The following is a 16771-nucleotide window of genomic DNA, read 5'->3' as shown; positions in this document are numbered from 1 at the left end:
TTCATCGAGTTTGCCAGTCTGGAGCCATTCCAGTGGGAATGGCCAAAAATATAGAATTAGTTTATTTTCATTTCGTTCTTCCAACTATCCAACTTTTTGTTGATGAATGTCACAAAGGTATGATTTTTTTGTAAATCGAATAGAAACGCTGACTTTTCCAAGTACTCTTTTGCCTCTTCAAAGTTACCTATAAGTTCAAAATTGTAACCTAAATGGTAGTGTAAATCAGCTAAAGCATATAATTGATCATGTTCGAGGCACCACTTTATGGCATCTTGGCAGCAGGCAATGGACTCTTCGTATCGGACCAGGCGTGTTAACACTCTGCCAAAATTATAGGATAGGCGTGTCTTTAGCGTTTTATCCGTCAAAAAGGGAAGGGCTTTCAAGTGATCCAAAGCTTTCCTTAACAAGGCGAATGCATTTTCGTACTGTTCTTCGGCAACATACATTACACCAAGGCTGCTTAAGATTTCAAGCTCCCGTTCAGAATATATTTTGTCGGTCGTATGAGTAATGGCGATGGCCTGATTAATGAATTCGATGGCTTTATCTAAATCTTTATTTTTTTCATATTCGTATATTCCCTTGTGCCAAAGAATCAATTGATGATTCTTTTTATTTTGAAGAAAGAGGGGACTGTTTTCCTCAGCCTTTACAATTTGCTGCATTTCCTCGTAATTACGGGTTCTCCTGGCTATTTTTAATTGATAAATCACTTCTTCAACGTAATCCAGCCTAGGGGTCATTCCAATATCGAAAAAATAGTTTACATCAACGCCTAAACGTTGGGAAATTAAGTAGAGGGTGGATGCATATGGATAGACATCGCCTTTTTCAATCTTGCTTATCTGTGCTTGTGTACAAATACCGGATGCCAACTCTTCCTGGGAAAGCCCGATTTGTTTACGTAGCTCTTTGATCTTTTGTCCAACTGCAAAAAAATCCATTTTGATTCTCCTTAAAATATGCCTAGAGTTATATTTTGTCATGAAAAATCGGTGAAAGCGGTATGTACAGGTCCTGAACGGTTTAAATAGAATCTTTAGTAGAAATATATGGTTTTAAGAAGTGTGGTTAAATATAACTATAGAATTAATTTCTATTTTAACCAATATTTTTTTAAAAGAAAAGGAGGAATGACCTATGAAAAAAAGTACTAAAGCATTAGTCGTATCTTTTCTTATCATCGCTGCTTTTGTTATTGTCCCAAGCGAATTACCAGGCCTTTACGCAGAACTTCCAGGTTTATATAAATAAGTAATGGAGCATCCCTATCAATCATTCAAGCATCTTCATTAGAAGATGTTTTTTTTATTATTATTAAATGATTATTCTTTTGCGCATATTCCTGTAGTTATAATTATCTATGAATGGGGGGTGTAAGGTTCATTTGGTAGGTGCGGAAGAAACGTGAGCGTAGTTTGTAACGCCTATTTCCCTTTAATGATTTTGTTATAGTGTAAATAACAAAACGGAGAGAGGTGTAAGGTGAATGATGGATATTAATATGAAGATTCAGCCCTCTTTTTACGATGATGAATGTGCCATTGTGTTTTCTTTTTATTTTGATAAGGCAACCAGAAATATTGGTGAAGCAGTGGTGTACACATGCAAAAAATCAGATCAAAAAGAATACAGCCAAGATCATATAGATACAGATATACAAGAAAAAATCGCCTATATTAAAGAGTTTTCCATTGCAGATGAATATCAGGCAACCTCGATGAAGAAAATCAAACATTTTTTGAATGTAATCGGTATCAAGAAATGTGTAAAGCACAACCTTAAGGGAAATGAAATCGCATTTTAAACGATAAAAACTCATGACATACAACCCGTCATGAGTTTTTATCGTTTAAATGAGAGTTTTGAGTATTCATCTTCTTTTTGATGAAATCGCTCATTTGTTTCCGTTCACTTGGTTTAGCGTTATTTGTTCTTTCAAAAAATTTAAAGTGTTGTTTATTACTATCAGATTTCATGATGTCTCTCCTTTGCTTTTTTTTATTTACCCGTTTCTCATTAGTTAAAACATGATTTTCATGATAAAGGGAAAAAATAATGAACAAATAATTTACATAATTATTCCTATAGTTATATTTTCTTCTGCAAATCACTGTATATAAGGATTAATAAGGTAATAATAAGTGGTATTGCCTAAATATGGAGGGAAATCGTGTTTTATCATATGTTAAATAAATGTTAAAATGGTCCGAATATCGGATTTTTCATTAGAAACATCAGTTTCTAGTACCCTAAAGTGAAGAGGGTTGAAGGACTCTTTTCGATGGCCCCCGAGGACTTGCTTGGGGGATTTTTTTATTTGGGCAATTTGTCCACATTATTTCTATAATATGTATCGTTTTGTTTGTCTATACATGGGTAATTATAAGAAATAAGATGAATTAAACCTTTTTTTCAGCAGTTTAATCGGAGGAATATATTATATGTATGTGAAAATGAAAAATGATCCCACTAAGCGAACTTTCCAGCAGTACATTTTTCCATTTGCGCTTGAAGGAAAAATGATTGAAAAGTTTGTGGAAAAGTTGTTTAAGGACAATTTCGTTTTTTTGAATTTGAAAGATATGGAACAAGAAAAACAATTTTACGGTGGCCATAAAGTTTCTCACCGTAAATTGGAAAAGTATTTCATGCCTTACATCGAGCCGATTTTATTTCCAGGCAATGCAAAACAGAAGGAAGGCTTGCGGCGTTTTACGAAAAAACTGGATATTGATTGTACCTTCGAATCACCCTATTTAAATACCCCATTTATTATCAACTCTATAGATATTTTCATATGCCCATTTCATATTGGCATGATGAATCTTCGCATTACTTTGCCTAAGGGGCTTTCTTATGATGATGTGCTCTATTTTGGCGATACATTCAGAATCCTCGAACCGATCGCTGATGATGAAGAAAAAACGAAAGTAAGCTGTCGGGAAAATCAGTATGAACAGGTGAAGGATTTCATTTTCAATGAACTATTGCCGCCAATTGAGGAATATATGGATGAAGAACAAAGTAACCCTACATATTTTGGTAGTTTGCCCTTTTTCATCGATGAAAGAATGTACGTAATCAGTTATACTGCATTCCCTGAGAATCGTAATATTACTAAAAATGATTTATTCCGAATCAGTGAACTGAACGGGTATGACAATGATGGTGAGCCATATATAGGCGCATTAAACCCCGATTATATAGACAAGTATTATCAAGAAAGGGTATATGACAGGTGGGGCAAGGAAACCTATTATATAACTAGTATGTATCATTTTGCGTGTGTCACGAAAGCGAAAGGTAAACTGGAGCAGGAACTGGCAAGCGAAATGTATGGCCAGCATTTTTATACAGTGTTGCTTTTCTTCTATTATAAAATCGTACTGCTTAAATTGTCCCATGAACATTCCAAGATAGATGTGGAAAAAGATCAAGCGGATACGGAACAGCTGATTTTCATGATCACTCAGTTTTCTGCAAAGTACTTATTCACTGAAGTTAATAGTACGTCAATCGGTAAAGAGCTATTCAAAAAAACGGATGAAGCCTTCAGGATTGCCGCTCTCTACAAGGAAGTGAAGGAAACACTTTCCTATCTTTATCAAAATCAGGATAAACTGTCTGGGAAAAGCAGTAATTATCTCTTGCAAATACTAACGATCTATACGGTTGTTTCCGGGATATTCGGAATGAATCTATATATTGAAGATTGGAAAGGGAAATTACCGTGGAAAGCTTATATGAATTACACCCTATACGAATGGGTGGCTGTCATTGTTACGACAAGCGGTCTGGTCATTTCGGCCATCTTGGGCTTTTTCTTCTTGAAAAAATGGCTACATGAGAAAAAAAGCCGAAAAAAAAGAATGCTTTAATATAAAAGTCCTGTACACCATGTACAGGACTTTTGTTTTAGAAAAAACATGCTCGACTAGAAAAATTAAGAAATTCGGAATGCAAAATCCCCCATTCCCCTAATATTTTGCTAAACTATAGGTATATCATTCTAACTATTCATTAGGAGGAAATCATGAAGAAATTAGCTTTAGTTTCCAGCTTATTGTTGATGAGCGTATTGTTCCTGGCCGGATGCTCGAATGAGCCAAGTCCGGAAGATCGCTTTGCGGCATATACGAAGCTTTGGAATAAACAGGATTTTGCGAAGATGTACGAGTATCTGTCGCCTGAGACAAAGAAAGAAATCAGTGCGGATGAATTTGCGAAGCGTTATGAAAAAATCTATACAGGCATAGAAGCCGACCAATTAAAGGTGGACTATAAACAGCCTAAAGAAGAGAAAAAGCATAAAGATGGAGAAAAGGTAAGCCTTTCATATACCGTTGACATGTCCACTATGGCTGGTGCTGTCAGCTCTGACCATAAAGCGACACTTGTCAAGGAAGGGGAAGGCGAGGAAGAAAATTGGTACATCAAGTGGGATGAAAGCTATATATTCCCTCAATTGGAAGCTGGAGAGAAAGTATCGGTTGAATCGTATCCAGCCATTCGCGGCGAAATTGTCGATAGAAATGAACGCGGCCTTGCCATGAATGGAACGGTAGCAGAAGTGGGGATCGTGCCAGAGAAAATGGCCAACGAATCCGAAACGGTTAAAAAGGTCGCGGGAATCCTCAAAATGTCCACCGACGAAGTGAATCAGAAATTAAAACAATCATGGGTAAAGCCAAGCTATTTCGTGCCCATCAAGAAGATGTCAAATGATAATACGGCAACCTTGGAAAAGCTATTGAACATTGCCGGTGTATCTGTCAATAATACGGAAGAGCGTATATATCCGTATAAAGAGGCTACTGCCCATCTAATTGGATATGTCGGTGAGGCATCTGCGGAAGATCTGGAGAAATTGAAAGGAAAAGGTTATACCGCAAGTGACGTTATTGGCAAGCGAGGTCTTGAGGAAGTGTTGGAAGCGCGGCTTAAAGGTGAACCTGGAGGTAAAATCTTTATTAAAACCGAAGATGGCGAAGAAAAAGTGATTGCTGAAAAGCCTGCTGAAGAGGGAGAAACAATTACCTTGACCATCGACGCCGAGCTTCAAAAAGATATCTTCGAGCAATATAAGAATGAAACTGGATCGGCATCGGCAATTGATCCGAAGACAGGCGAAACGCTTGCACTTGTTTCAAGTCCGTCATTCGATCCTAATAAATATATTTTCGGGATAACAAAGGCGGAACAAAAAGCGCTTGAAGAAGACCCGGACAAACCACTTTTAAACCGCTTCAGTTCGACGTTTGCACCTGGTTCAACCATTAAGGCCATCACTGCGGCAATCGCCCTGAAAAATGGTGTGGATCCGAAAGATTCGATCAATATCCAAGGGAAAACGTGGGCCAAATCAACATGGAAAGATCATTCCATTACAAGGGTGGCGGACCCCGGTGTTCCAATCGATATGGAAAAGGCATTAATTTATTCAGACAATATTTACTTTGCCCAACAAGCTTTGGGGCTTGGAAAGGAAAAATTCACAAATGGACTCAAGGCATTCGGATTTGATGAGTCTTTGAACTACGATTATCCGATCAAAGCATCGAGCATCGGTAAGATCGATAGTGAGGGACGCTTGGCGGATGCCGGATATGGTCAAGCGCAAGTCCAAATGAGCACGCTACATCTTGCCATGACCTATTCAGCCTTCTTGAATGAAGGAAACATCCTGACACCTTCGTTAATAACAGGAGATAAAACAGAAAAGAAAATATGGAAAGAACATGCGATATCAGCAGACCAAGCAAATCAGGTCACCAAGATGCTCACACAAGTGGTGGAACATCCTAAAGGAAGCGGACATGGAATAGATGATCTTGGCATCAAAATCGCTGCCAAAACGGGAACTGCCGAAATCAAGGCATCCAAAAATGCCGACGGAACAGAAAATGGCTGGTTTGTAGCCATGGACACAGAAGACCCGGAACTTCTCATGGCATGGATGATGGAAGATGTAAAAGGACGAGGCGGCAGCCATGTCGTTATCGATCATATGAAACCGGTGTTGAAAAAGTATTTGAAGTAAAGAAGCGGGTGAAAATGCAGCAAGCATTTACCACTAAAAAGCAGGACATGGTTTCTTACATGTCCTGCTTTTATTTTTTCACACGTTGAGGATTCCATTTTCTTAAGACAATAAAGCTGGATTTGAAGGATAATGAGTTGGATATACAGAATGTAAAAAGAGTACACGCAAGCGGGATCCGATTTCTGCAGCAGTGACATCTTCCAGGCCATTACCCATGCTAAAGATAAATAGAATAGGGATGAGGATGAAAATCAATGAGAAGTTTAAGCTATTTGTTTATCGCTTTCTTTATCATTTTTTTTACATTTCCTTCTCATGAAGCAACGGCAGCGGAAGAAAACACAACGATGGAAGTGAAACTGAAGAATTATTTGGGGAATAGAACCAGTGTCAAAATAACGGCAACCGGGGACTACCGTACTTCAGGGGGAGAAATATTCATTAGGGCGGGTGAAAATCTGACGTTGAAAGTGGAGTCGGCTAAACTTGCCGTATACAAAGGTTTTAAGAAAACGGGATCTTATGCTTCCTTTAAAGTGATTCCAGTTAAACCTGATGCTTCATTGTCCATAAACGGCCGTACGTATCTTGGCTCATTTTCATTTACACCGGAGGACGGTTACATCCGGCCAATCAATTATGTTTATATGGAAGATTACCTAAAGGGCGTTGTCCCGCTGGAGATGCCCGCACTATGGCATGCCGAAGCCTTAAAAGCACAGGCGATTGCCGCCCGGACTTATGCACTTCGCCATCAATCCACAATAATTGATGATACGGTTTCTTACCAAGTATATGGGGGGGCTGCCGATCACTATCGAACTAATTCAGCCATTGAACAGACAAAGGGCATGGTAATCAAACATGATGGCGAAATAATCGAAGCGTTCTTTTCCTCAAGCAATGGAGGAATGACCGAATCGAATTCAAATGTTTGGTCAAGTGGCAACCCCCTTGAATATTTATCTATAAAAGAAGATCTCTATGATTCGAAAACCAATTGGGAGATAATGCTGGACAAACAGCAAATCGACCTTTCAAAAATGAATTTATCTAAACCGGAAGAATGGTGGGCAAGTGTAAAGGAAAAAGATAAAATGGTTGTGCCGAAACTGAAGGTTTGGCTGAAGAATAATGGATATGCGAATAAAGATATTAAAATAACGGATATTCCCTTGTTAACATTTACAGATGAAAAAGCGGGAGGCCGTGTAACGAAAGGCTCCATCCAACTGAATTTCTATGTAAGGGATCTCGTTGATGACAGGGGGAAACTTTTGCAGCAAACGGTTAAGCTTACTAATGTCGCGGCTTCCAAAATCAGGGGCATGGTGGGGCAAGAGGTGATGAAAAGCTATTTGGTTGACCATTCATCTACCGATCCTTCCAAAATTTCCATTAAAGGATCAGGATATGGGCATGGTGTAGGACTAAGTCAGTTTGGAGCGAAAAACAGAGCGGAAGCAGGCCAATCATATCAAGAGATTTTGGCGTTTTATTATCCTGACACAACTATAGAAAAGGAATATGGACCAGGTGCTGGATCTAAAACGGAACTTGTCGTAAAGTCGGAACCGAATTCAGTAAACATGACAGCGGTGACGGGTCGTTTAAATGATGAGGTTGGAATCACATACTCCCTAAAAGAAGATGCGGTGGTTACACTCACGATTAAAAATAGTAAAGGGAAAGCCTTAGCTATCCCAGTCCGTGACCAAACAATGAAAAAGGGTACCCATTCGGCAATCTGGAACACAAAAGCGGTAAGTAACGGTACATATGAAGCAGCAATATCAGCAATGGACCGAAGCGGGATTGAAGGTTCGGACACGATGGCGATTAAGATCAGTAAAGATACATCGGTACCGAAAATAACCAATGTCAATACATCGGGTGATTATAGTACCGAGAAAGCGAACATAACCTATACCATTAATGAAAACGCTAATGTAACAGTGGCAATTAAGAACAGTAAAGGAAAGGTTGTGGGCATCCTTTCTGAAAAGCAGTTCAATAAAGGCAGGCAATCGGCAACCTGGGATTTCAAAAATATGTCCAACGGGATGTTTACGGTGACAATCTCCGCTAAGGATAAGAGTGAAAACCAGAAATCCATTTCAACGAAAATCTCCATTAGGAAGACCACGGGAATAGTGACTGCAAGCGAATTATATATTAAAGAAAATAAAAATGCATCCTCTGAAACGGTCGGGAATCTATACAGGGACCAAGCCGTAACGATCCTGTCTCAACAAGATGAATGGTATAAAGTGAAAAAGGGAAGCCGAATTGGGTATGTATTAAAAAAACATGTAAAAAAATGAATGAGGAGGACGTCAATTAGGGCGTCTTTTTTTATAAAGGATATTTAGATTCTTCATCAAACTCACGAGTAAACGCACCAAACTCACGAGTAAACGCACCAAACTCACGAGTAAACGGCCCAAATTCACGAGTAAATGCGCCAAACTCACGAGTAAATGCGCCAAACTCACGAGTAAGCGCGCCAAATTCACGAGTAAGCGCGCCAAATTCACGAGTAAACGGCCCAAACTCACGAGTAAAGCCCAAACTCACGAGTAAATGCGCCAAACTCACGAGTAAACACGCCAAATTCACGAGTAAACGGCCCAAACTCACGAGTAAAGCCCAAATTCACGAGTAAACGGCCCAAACTCACGAGTAAACGCACCAAATTCACGAGTAAACGGCCCAAACTCACGAGTAAACACACCAAACTCACGAGTAAACGGCCCAAACTCACGAGTAAAGCACAAAACTCACGAGTAAACGCACCAAATTTACGAGTAAGCGCGCCAAACTCACGAGTAAAGCACAAATTCACGAGTAAACGGAGCAAACTCACGAGTAAACACACCAAACTCATGAGTAAAGCACAAATTCACAAGTAAACGCACCAAATTCACGAGTATACTCACCAAAACATTGGTTTAACGGACATCAATAAAAATGCGTACTGAAAAAAATCGAGTGAATGAGATAGAATTTTAAAAGAGGAATGAATGTATTCATTCCTCTTTTGTTTTATGCTGACCGGGTGTGAACGGAACGCCGGCGGCTTTTGTGATGATTTTCGAAATATCCGTATTTTCTAGGACTCCATCGAAGGCTTCACTGCCTGGACCCGAGGCGAAAATGGGAATCATATTGGCTGTGTGCCCTCCTGTGGAACTGGCCGCCCGTATGCTTCGATCGGCTACACCCGCCTTATGGTACCTGGCGATGGTGCTTCCGATTTCCCAATCGATTTGATGTTGTCGATAGACAAGCGTTCTATTATTTCTTACGTTATCGATGAATTGGTCGACTTCCTGATCCGTAAGGGATATATGTGCATACTTCTTGAATGTGGAAACGACACTTTCTGGATTGATTTCATTATTTTTATCGAATGTAAGCTGTTTGGACATATATTCAGATGAAACCTTGATTTTTTTCAATGCAGTGATATCCATTGTTTCAGAAGCGGAGGTCCCCATTGTTTCGTGGTCTGCAAGTACAACAATCAATGTATCATTTCGATTTTTCGCCCAATTTACTACCTCTTTCACGGTTTGGTCAAATTCGATCGTTTCTTTCCATATTCCAGTGATATCGGCGGCGTGCTCCATATGGTCAATACGGGCACCTTCTGCCATCAAGAAGAATCCTTTATTACCTCTCGATAAAATATCCATCGCTTTGGCTGTCATTTCGGGTAGAGATGGCTCTTGAGAATGTAATACTTCTTTATCCAGTTTAAAATTCATATAGGTTGGGTGAAATAACCCTAAAAGTTTTTCCGGTTTATTAATGGAACTCAGTTCTTCTTTCGTCGTCGTAAACCCATATCCAGCTTGTTTAAATTTAGCGATTAAATCCTCGCCATTTTGCTTATCCGCCTTGAAATAGCTGGCACCTCCGCCGAGAATGACGTCGATTCGGTTATCAAATAGCTGCCTCGCGATATTTGCGCCACCTGTCCAGCGGTTAGGAACACTTGCACCAAAGGCAGCGGGTGTGGCATCGACTACCATATTGGTTGAGATGATCCCCACTTTTTTTCCATCGTTCTGAAACGCATCCAATATACTATCCACCTCGGAACCATTGGCATCGACACCGATTGATTCATTGTTGGTTTTTATACCAGTGGCAATCGCAGACCCTCCGGCAGCTGAGTCAGTGACGAAATTATTGGCGGAATACGTGCGCATCAGGGCAACATGCTCCAGTTGTTCCAAATGTAGAACACCTGTCTTTCCATATTCCAATTGCCGGGCAATCTCTATGGCCCCTACCCCCATGCCGTCGCCAATCAGCAATATGACATTCTTGGGTGTTTTTTTTGTCTCTGCTTGAATAGGGGAGCTCATGTAAATAAAGCAAAATATAAGAACGAATAATCCAAAGTGACGCGGCTGTGCAAGTTTATAAATGAATTTTCTGCTTGTCTTATTCATCTGTAATCCTCCAGTGTTTGAAAGTCTTCCTATTATTTGTTTAAATCGATAAAAAATCCCCTCCCTGATTTTCAGGATGGAGCTAATCTTTTTAGCGCCCTTTATGGAAGGGCATCCAGCCGCTTTTTACGTAATTTATCTTTCAAAAAAATAAAGGATTTCTATATAATTACTATATGAAGGTGATAATTAATAAACAGTAAATATTTAACTGATATAATTTCACTAAAGTTCAATTGAATTAATAGGAGAGAAAACCCTATGCTATCCAGTATGAAAAAGTTCTTCAAAGAAGGTTCTAAAGACTTAAAGAGAATTTATAAGTTGGTAGAAGATGTGAATCGGCTAGAGGGTAAATATGAAAGTTATTCAGATCTGGAATTAAGCGGAATGAAGGATAGATTTAAAAGCGTATTGGATGCTGGTGACAATATATTGGATATACAAGCAGATGCTTTTGCTGTCGTGAGGGAGGCTTCTAAACGAGTATTGAATCTTAGGCACCATGATGTTCAGCTTGCAGGCGGTTTTGTCCTGAGTGAAAGGGGCATCGCACAAATGAATACGGGCGAGGGTAAGACGCTTGTCTCTACTTTGCCTAGCTATTTACATGCACTGTATGGTAATGGTGTCCATATCATTACGGCCAATGAATATTTGGCCAGACGTGATATGGAGTTAATGGGACAAATTCATGAATTTCTAGGGTTGACGGTTGGTTTGAACATTTCCCAGATGGGGCCTTCCGCAAAACGTGAAGCGTATGCCGCAGATATCACGTATGGAACGGCAACAGAGTTCGGGTTTGATTATTTACGTGATAATATGGTTTACCGAAGAGAAGACAAGGTTCAGAGAGGACACCGATTTGCCATCGTCGATGAGATTGACAGCATCTTGATTGATGAAGCGAGGACACCATTAATCATTGCGGGCAGGGCAAGCGACGGAACCGAGCTTCACCAAATCACGGCACAAATCATGAAGACATTTTTAGAAAATGATGATTACGAGATTTTCGGCGAGTCAAGGTCTGCCTATTTTACGGATCAAGGGTCCACCAAGATTGAAGAGGCCTTTGGTATCGACAATCTGTATGGAATGGAACATCAAGAGTTATTACATAATGTTACACAGGCGCTAAAAGCTCATGCAATCATGAAATTGGATGCGGACTACATTGTCATCGATGGAAGAGTTGCAATCATCGATAAATTCACAGGCAGGGTGATGGAAGGGAGAAGCTTCAGTGATGGGCTTCATCAAGCGATTGAGGCAAAAGAGGGACTGGAGATTTCCGAAGAGAATGAAACACAGGCCATGATTACCGTCCAAAATTATTTTCGATTATATCATTCAATGTCTGGGATGACAGGCAGTGCCATGCCATCAAAGTCTGAATTCCAGGAAATATATCAGCTCCCGGTCATTGAAATTCCAACTAATGAGCCCATCATTCGAGTTGATGAGGTTGATTTGATTTATAAAGATGAAACTAGTAAAATCAACAAAATCGTCTCGGAAGTAAAACGGATTCATGATGGAGGCAGACCTATTCTGATCGGGACGACCTCCATTGAGCAATCTGAAAAAATTTCAGTTCAACTAAAGAAGGGCAATATCAAACATCAAATCCTTAATGCGAAGACGGAAGCGGATGAAGCGGAAATCATCGCGAATGCCGGGCAAAAAAATCAAGTGATGCTGGCTACGAACATGGCTGGGAGAGGAACGGATATATTACTTGCGAATGATGTCAAGGAATTGGGCGGCCTTCATATTATCGGTACGGAGCGACACGAAAGCCGCCGGATCGATATGCAGCTAAGAGGGCGTTCAGGCCGGCAGGGTGATCCTGGTTCAACACAATTCATCATTTCTTTGGAAGATGATTTGTTTGATTACTATGATGAAGAAGAAATCGGGCGTTATATCAAGAAAATCAAAACGGATGAAAATGGATTGGTGCTAAGCCCTGCACCTGATAAATTCGTTAAAATGGTTCAGAAAACGGTAGAGCAGATGCATCAATCAAGCCGTTACCATCTATTGAAGTTAGAACATTCATTAAATGAGCAGAGTAAAATCATCTATGCAATGAGAGATCGGATACTTGATATGGACCTTGGAAGGATGCCGGCCATTTTACTTGAATATATCGAAAAATACATTACTCGGCTCACAGTGAAATATTATCCTGAACATATGGTTGAACCTGTTTCCTCTGCCTATATTGAAGAGCTTTCCCATGTTTTCCTGTCGTTAGGTTGGCAAGCAAGTGAATTTCAGGATCCAGATGGTCAAATTGAAGGAAAAGCGTTGGATGCTTTAGGTGAATTGGAATCGAGGCTGATGGCCTTTCAAAATGATGCAGAATGGGGAAACCAGTTACGTGCTTTCATGCTGCAGCATATTGATACAAATTGGATGAACCATTTAGATGAAATGAACAGTCTGAAGGAAGGCATTGGTTTAAGCGGATATGGTCAGCAGGACCCATATACACTGTTTGAAAAAGCGGCTCTCAGTCAATTCAACCTTCTATTAAGTAAAATAGAGTCGGAGATAAGCATCCGTTTTATGGAATATATGAAAAGCAATCAGGAAGATCGAGCTGCTTTGGAGGGGGAGGAACGATGAGTTTATTTGGAAAAAGGGATAATGCAGCTTCAGATGTACATGAGTTGTTAAATCAGGATGACACCATTCATACTGCCCTAGTGTTTAACAAAGGGTGGGAAATTTCCAAGCAAGAGGAATATGTATATAAATTCCACCATAAAAGGCTGCCTACATTAAAACCGAACCAAATTTCAATATCAGGCATCAAACTGACCAGGGTGGAAGATGATGTAATCATAGTGGCTTTTCTGCGAAATTCAATAGAGAAAGCTGTCAGGTTTGATATCGTGGATTTACTGTTAGTTGATGGAGATGGAAAATTCCTCGCAAAAAAGACATTCGATCTTACAGAGCTTGGTGAGATTCCAGCACTCTCAAGCATGCCATGGCGTTTCTTATTCGAGGAAGAAGATATGTTGGCGGAATCGATTCCTGATGAAGGTTGGAAGATTGCTTTTGAATGGAATGGAAAGTAGGAAAACAACAGCATGAATCTAGCGGCAATCTGTAGCTTTTTTGCCGGAGTGCCAAAGCAAAGCCCAGCCCTCATCCTTTTAGTGATGAAGGCTTTTTGTTTATTAGGGAAGTCATTAGTGCCAAATATTTATGCTGTTTTCTGTGTGCAATTTCTCATAAATGGCAACGCTAAGTAATATTTATAAGTAATCTTCCGCAATCAGGCAGTACTAAGGCTTGGAAATAATGAAGAGGAAAGTGGCAGGAGCATGAATAATAACCTGAATCAACGATTAAAGGAGAGGCTATTTGAGATATTGTCATTTTCAATCGTGGCCATACTTTTCACTTATACGAATAATAGGATGGGTAACGATCTTTCTATTGGAATCATTACGATAATCATCGGTGTTGCCGGTTTTATTGTTTATTTGAAGGAATGGATAACGAACCGAATCGTAAAAGGCATCATTTTTTCAGTTTTCCTTCTTTTGATCATGGTCTTTTTCCTTGGGGACATCTGGTTTTATCGTTATTATTCGACACCTTTAACTTCCTATATGTGGATGCAAAAAAGCAATCTGAATGGGCTAGGTGAAAGTATATTCAGTATGATGGAAATGAAGGATGCAATCTTTCTTCTGGTAGGCATCCCAATTGCTGAATCATTTGTAAAGAAAAAATACCCCCTCAAGCATATGGCACTAGTGCCGGCCGTAATATTCCTGATGATAGCAGGATTAAAGCCGGTCAAGAATATCTTTTTCGACAAAGTGGATATAACCCGGCGTTATGAGGCGAATACCTTCTTGCGAAACTGGGGTCCTATCGGTCATCACGCATTAGATACATATGCCTATTTTATTGACTCGGGAAGGCATGGAATGTCCTCGGAAGATAAGAAGGCCGTCTCTGATTACTTCAATCATAAGAAAAGAAAGGAGAATGTCCATTCCGGATCCTTGGAGGGGAAGAATCTGATTATCATCCAGGTGGAATCTTTGCAGTCGTTTCCGCTATTTCAAAGCAGTGCCGGGCAGGAGGTCACGCCATTCATGAATGAACTGGCGAAAGGGGGATTGTACTTCCCGAATGTATATCCACAGACGGTATTTGGAAATTCATCTGACGGAGAACTTATTGTGAATACCGGTCTTTTTCCTTTAAAGCAAGGTGCGACCTTTTTTCGATTCCCTTATAATGATTTTCCAGGTCTTGCTAGGGAATTAAAGAAGTCGGATTATCAAAGTTTTGCTTTTCACGGAGATGAAGAAGACTTTTGGAATAGGCAGCATGCATATCCCTCGTTAGGGTTTGATGACTATCTTTCCATAGAGGATATGCAGCAGGATGAGATGATTTCGATGGGCTTGGGAGACCGCAGTTTCTTCAATCAAAGCTATGATTTCTTAAAAGATAAACGAAATCCCTATTACGCCTTTTTCGTTACTTTGACCAGCCATGTACCTTTTTCACTGCCGGAAGAACAGATAACATTGAAGCCTGAAGCAGGAAAAGAGAACAGTTACCTGACCAAATATTTTGAAGCGATTCATTATACAGATACAGCCATCGGGGATCTCATAAAGAAGTTGAAGGATGACGGGAAAATGAAAGACAGCGTGATTGTCATATACGGAGATCATGATGGCCTATTTTTAAAAGATAAACACGAGGTGGAAGCGTATTACGGCAGTAAAATTAGCGATGAAGAGTGGATTGAAAAGTATATGCCCATTCCCGTGATCATTTATCAGGAGGGTATGGAAGGAAGAACGATTGATAAGGTAGCGGGCCAAATCGATATTCTGCCAACTCTATATGATCTGTTCAATATTAAGAGTTCTTCGTACTTTGGAGAGAGCATGCTGAATGGCGATGAAGGCGATGCTTTGATATTGAAAGGGGATTATGGTTCTCAAATGAAAATAAATGGGGAAGGCAAGGCCGATGGTTTTTCATCTGAAGACCAAAAGGAGATCGAACTGAGTGATCAAGTGATACGTTCAGATTACTTTAAAACAATTGGGAAAAAGGTAAAAAAAGAGGATGACTGATAAAAGCCATCCTCCATCCATTATAATCCCAGATGTGCTTTCACACGATTTTGGGCTTCTAGTTTTGTTTCTTCTGGAACGATATTGTACCAAATGCCGTTTACCCGTTGATTGTCACCTTCAAGTGTATATTGTTCAATATTTTTAAGGGATGATTTGTAGTTATTTTGGATACTTAACATTTCATTGAAACTTAAATTAGTTTCCACGTTTTTACCTAGGGCTTCGAATATATCGTCATAATTGGTAAGAGTTGAAAGGCTTGCCCCTTTTTTCATGACAGCTTGGATAACTTGGCGTTGCCGCATTTGCCGTCCATAATCCCCGCGGGGATCTTCTTTACGGATCCGGGAATAAATCAAGGCCTCTTTACCATTTAAGTCGATTGTGCCTTTGTTGAAGGTATATCCTTTATAGGCAAGGTCCATATCATTATCGACTGTGACACCACCAACAGAATTCACAATATCCTGAAAGCCTTCCATATTCATTTTGACGTAATAATCAATCGGAATATCCAAATAGGCTTCCACTGTATTTATAGACATGGCAATTCCGCCATATGCATAGGCATGGTTCATTTTATCGGTTGTACCTTTACCGATGATCTCCGTACGGGTATCTCTCGGTAAACTCAATAACTCAATCGATTCCTTTTTAGGATTAACCGTCATGACAATCATCGTATCTGATCGACCTGAGTCATTCTTTCTTTCATCCACACCAAGAATTAGTAATGAAAATGGATCTTTGTTTTTGAACTTGATGTCCTCTACTCGCTTATCCGTTTTATGGGCTGTACCCTGCATGGTGCTGATTGCACCGGCCAATGATTGATAAACGGAAGCGCCATAAATACCTGCGCCAATGAAAAGGATAAGAAGGGTGAAGCCGATTATTTTAAACGTTTTGCGTTTCTTTTTCTTTTTTTTATGTTCGGATCTCATCTAATATTCCTCCCTTAACCATTCCACAAAATGGAAGGTGTGAAAAAGTACCTAGTCGGTATTTTTAACTATACCTTTTTTTTGTCAAAAATAGAATAGTTTCTTTTTGTACTTAGAGTGCATATTTACCTTTTTTCATCCAAAAAAACGAAGGATTCTAGAGAAACCGAATTC

Annotated in this window: 13 protein-coding genes; 7 read left to right on the top strand and 6 right to left on the bottom strand. The window is 39.8% G+C overall.

All coding sequences use genetic code 11. The annotated features are described in order from the left end of the window. Positions 1-56: 56 nt before the first annotated feature. On the bottom strand, positions 57-950 hold the full coding sequence (locus JNUCC41_RS07840; protein WP_192207223.1) for a helix-turn-helix domain-containing protein: 894 nt from the start codon (positions 948-950) through the stop codon (positions 57-59). Positions 951-1495: 545 nt separating this feature from the next. Between JNUCC41_RS07840 and JNUCC41_RS07835 the strand changes: the two genes are divergently transcribed. Continuing rightward, positions 1496-1813 carry a hypothetical protein gene (locus JNUCC41_RS07835; RefSeq protein WP_192207222.1) on the top strand — a complete coding sequence of 106 codons (318 nt, stop codon included), beginning with the start codon at positions 1496-1498 and terminating at the stop codon, positions 1811-1813. Between the two features lie 28 nt (positions 1814-1841). Here the strand turns inward: JNUCC41_RS07835 and JNUCC41_RS07830 are convergent, their stop codons facing one another. After that, positions 1842-1985: a hypothetical protein gene (locus tag JNUCC41_RS07830; protein ID WP_192207221.1), complete on the bottom strand. Its 144-nt coding sequence runs from the start codon at positions 1983-1985 to the stop codon at positions 1842-1844. A 465-nt stretch (positions 1986-2450) separates the two neighbouring features. On the opposite strand from JNUCC41_RS07830, the gene JNUCC41_RS07825 reads away from it, so the two are divergent. The 3 genes from JNUCC41_RS07825 (at position 2451) to JNUCC41_RS07815 (ending at position 8376) form a co-directional block, all read left to right on the top strand. After that, positions 2451-3887, top strand: coding sequence for a hypothetical protein (locus JNUCC41_RS07825; RefSeq protein WP_192207220.1), 1437 nt, complete (start codon positions 2451-2453; stop codon positions 3885-3887). Between the two features lie 155 nt (positions 3888-4042). Then, entirely contained in the window at positions 4043-6049 is a 2007-nt protein-coding gene (locus JNUCC41_RS07820; RefSeq protein WP_192207219.1) for a penicillin-binding transpeptidase domain-containing protein, read from the top strand. Positions 6050-6306: 257 nt separating this feature from the next. Further along, on the top strand, positions 6307-8376 hold the full coding sequence (locus JNUCC41_RS07815; RefSeq protein WP_192207218.1) for a SpoIID/LytB domain-containing protein: 2070 nt from the start codon (positions 6307-6309) through the stop codon (positions 8374-8376). 31 nt (positions 8377-8407) lie between these two features. On the opposite strand, the gene JNUCC41_RS07810 is transcribed toward JNUCC41_RS07815, so the two are convergent. From JNUCC41_RS07810 to JNUCC41_RS07800, 3 genes are all read right to left on the bottom strand, one after another. Then, the gene (locus JNUCC41_RS07810) at positions 8408-8629 is read right to left on the bottom strand and encodes a hypothetical protein (RefSeq protein ID WP_192207217.1); all 222 of its coding nucleotides are present in this window, start codon (positions 8627-8629) and stop codon (positions 8408-8410) included. After that, the gene (locus JNUCC41_RS07805) at positions 8607-8918 is read right to left on the bottom strand and encodes a hypothetical protein (RefSeq protein WP_192207215.1); all 312 of its coding nucleotides are present in this window, start codon (positions 8916-8918) and stop codon (positions 8607-8609) included. Before JNUCC41_RS07805 ends, JNUCC41_RS07810 begins: the two co-directional genes overlap by 23 nt. A gap of 163 nt (positions 8919-9081) precedes the next feature. Continuing rightward, complete coding sequence (locus tag JNUCC41_RS07800; protein WP_228467570.1) at positions 9082-10515, bottom strand: alkaline phosphatase; 1434 nt, start codon at positions 10513-10515, stop codon at positions 9082-9084. A gap of 261 nt (positions 10516-10776) precedes the next feature. Between JNUCC41_RS07800 and secA the strand changes: the two genes are divergently transcribed. The 3 genes from secA to JNUCC41_RS07785 all read left to right on the top strand — a co-directional run bounded on the left by secA (position 10777) and on the right by JNUCC41_RS07785 (position 15650). Continuing rightward, positions 10777-13155, top strand: a complete 2379-nt coding sequence (secA, locus tag JNUCC41_RS07795) for a preprotein translocase subunit SecA (protein WP_192207213.1) — start codon at positions 10777-10779, stop codon at positions 13153-13155. Continuing rightward, positions 13152-13613, top strand: a complete 462-nt coding sequence (locus JNUCC41_RS07790) for an SLAP domain-containing protein (RefSeq protein WP_192207212.1) — start codon at positions 13152-13154, stop codon at positions 13611-13613. The genes secA and JNUCC41_RS07790 overlap by 4 nt, the downstream gene beginning before the upstream one ends. 249 nt (positions 13614-13862) lie before the next feature. Further along, complete coding sequence (locus tag JNUCC41_RS07785) at positions 13863-15650, top strand: LTA synthase family protein (protein WP_192207210.1); 1788 nt, start codon at positions 13863-13865, stop codon at positions 15648-15650. A gap of 20 nt (positions 15651-15670) precedes the next feature. Here JNUCC41_RS07785 and JNUCC41_RS07780 read toward each other — a convergent pair whose 3' ends face one another. Next, complete coding sequence (locus JNUCC41_RS07780) at positions 15671-16597, bottom strand: LCP family glycopolymer transferase (RefSeq protein ID WP_192207208.1); 927 nt, start codon at positions 16595-16597, stop codon at positions 15671-15673. Between the last annotated feature and the right edge of the window lie 174 nt (positions 16598-16771).

Source organism: Brevibacillus sp. JNUCC-41, from assembly GCF_014844095.1.
Taxonomy (GTDB): domain Bacteria; phylum Bacillota; class Bacilli; order Bacillales; family DSM-1321; genus Peribacillus; species Peribacillus aracenensis.
The sequence above is the reverse complement of the archived record's forward strand: the minus strand, read 5'-3'. Positions and strand labels throughout refer to the sequence as shown.

Coding starts and splice junctions, on each gene's coding strand:
- JNUCC41_RS07840 (WP_192207223.1), bottom strand. CDS start 950: ATGGATTTTTTTGCAGTTGGACAAAAGATCAAAGAGCTACGTAAACAA.
- JNUCC41_RS07835 (WP_192207222.1), top strand. CDS start 1,496: ATGATGGATATTAATATGAAGATTCAGCCCTCTTTTTACGATGATGAA.
- JNUCC41_RS07830 (WP_192207221.1), bottom strand. CDS start 1,985: ATGAAATCTGATAGTAATAAACAACACTTTAAATTTTTTGAAAGAACA.
- JNUCC41_RS07825 (WP_192207220.1), top strand. CDS start 2,451: ATGTATGTGAAAATGAAAAATGATCCCACTAAGCGAACTTTCCAGCAG.
- JNUCC41_RS07820 (WP_192207219.1), top strand. CDS start 4,043: ATGAAGAAATTAGCTTTAGTTTCCAGCTTATTGTTGATGAGCGTATTG.
- JNUCC41_RS07815 (WP_192207218.1), top strand. CDS start 6,307: ATGAGAAGTTTAAGCTATTTGTTTATCGCTTTCTTTATCATTTTTTTT.
- JNUCC41_RS07800 (WP_228467570.1), bottom strand. CDS start 10,515: ATGAATAAGACAAGCAGAAAATTCATTTATAAACTTGCACAGCCGCGT.
- secA (WP_192207213.1), top strand. CDS start 10,777: ATGCTATCCAGTATGAAAAAGTTCTTCAAAGAAGGTTCTAAAGACTTA.
- JNUCC41_RS07790 (WP_192207212.1), top strand. CDS start 13,152: ATGAGTTTATTTGGAAAAAGGGATAATGCAGCTTCAGATGTACATGAG.
- JNUCC41_RS07785 (WP_192207210.1), top strand. CDS start 13,863: ATGAATAATAACCTGAATCAACGATTAAAGGAGAGGCTATTTGAGATA.
- JNUCC41_RS07780 (WP_192207208.1), bottom strand. CDS start 16,597: ATGAGATCCGAACATAAAAAAAAGAAAAAGAAACGCAAAACGTTTAAA.